The organism is Robbsia andropogonis (genome assembly GCF_000970345.1).
Classification (GTDB): domain Bacteria; phylum Pseudomonadota; class Gammaproteobacteria; order Burkholderiales; family Burkholderiaceae; genus Robbsia; species Robbsia andropogonis.
Genome location: NZ_LAQU01000191.1, coordinates 1 through 1268, shown reverse-complemented (window position 1 = coordinate 1268; position 1268 = coordinate 1). Strand labels below are relative to the sequence as shown.

The following is a 1268-nucleotide window of genomic DNA, read 5'->3' as shown; positions in this document are numbered from 1 at the left end:
CGATGTTTCGCAGGGTCGCATTGGTCAGTTCGCTGATCCGCAGTCCCGTCGCGTACCCGAAATCCAGCATGAAACGAGCTCGCTGGGCGGCGGCAGCCTGCCAGCCGTACGACCATTCGAGCCCGTTGGCGATGGTGCGCGTGAGCAGCCATTCTCCTTCGGTGAAGGCATGTGCGGTTTCCAGCGCCGTGGCGCGCTTGCTGCCGCGGACCTTGATGCCGGCAAAGGGGTTGGCCACGACATAGCGCTGCTCCATCAGCCAGCGGAACATTGCGCTGAGCACGGCAAGCGCGTGCGCAATCGAACGCGCCGAAAGGTTGTCGACAAACGGTCTCCAGTCAGGCGACGTGCGCGGCCGCGGCGGTCCGACCCAGCGTTCGCGCGGGGTGGGTCTGCGCAGAAACGCCCGATAGTCGGTTGCATCCCGCGCGGTCAGCGACGACAGGGCCTTGCCGAGGGCAACAATGGCCCAGAGAATCAGCCGTTCGGCTTCCTTACGGTAGGCGCGCTGCGTGGCTGGGGACTCGTGCAACGCCAGCCAGCCCTGGATGGCGTCGTAATCGTTGTCGACGCCCAGGATACAGGTCGACAGCGGTGCGCGGAAGGCCCCTGCGGATCCGTCAACCTCATGCGGTAGCCGTAGCTGCTCCCAGGGCGTCACGTCCGACTGCCGCTCGGCGACGATCAGTGCGTGGGCCCGCTCGGTGAGCGCCGGGTGCGCGGCAAAGAAGGCCTCGATCCTTTTTGCGAGGGCCGGGCCGAGCCCTGGTACGGCGCTCCACCACTGCCGGCGGCGAGGAATCCTTACCGTGAGATCAGCCAGCGTACGGATGCCCGCCGCGTGCAGGGCACGGACAGCGCGTTCCGGCAACCAGCGCGTAATGTCATCCCCGATCTGCGGGGTCTGTAAAGGTAGCGTGCGCAGCGTTTCGACTGCCTGCGCGGTGGCGCGGGCATGATGCCTGCGTTTGTGGGCCGGGCATTCGAACAGCGTAGCCAGATCCGCCCGCTGCCGGCACCGGGCGTAAAGTGCAAGCTGCCGGCGGATCTGGTCGATGACGCCGCGTGCAGACTCCCCCTGACCGAGCCGGTCTCGCAGGTACCGGCCGGCCGCGTCACGCGAGGATGCGCCTTCGTACCAGGCACGCAGCGCTGCAAGCGCGTCGGCATCGGGGAAATCGTTTGGCATGTCGTCGGCGGACGGGTTCGGGAGACACGTTTTCATGACATCGAGTTTATTTCAAAAATGACCATACAGAGATAATAAA

At 65.5% G+C, this 1268-nt stretch carries 1 protein-coding gene; it reads right to left on the bottom strand.

The genetic code is table 11. The features are described 5' to 3' along the window. The coding region (locus WM40_RS27045) for a site-specific integrase (RefSeq protein ID WP_046154641.1) at positions 1 to 1225 on the bottom strand (1225 nt) is incomplete at its 3' end. Positions 1226 to 1268: the final 43 nt, after the last annotated feature.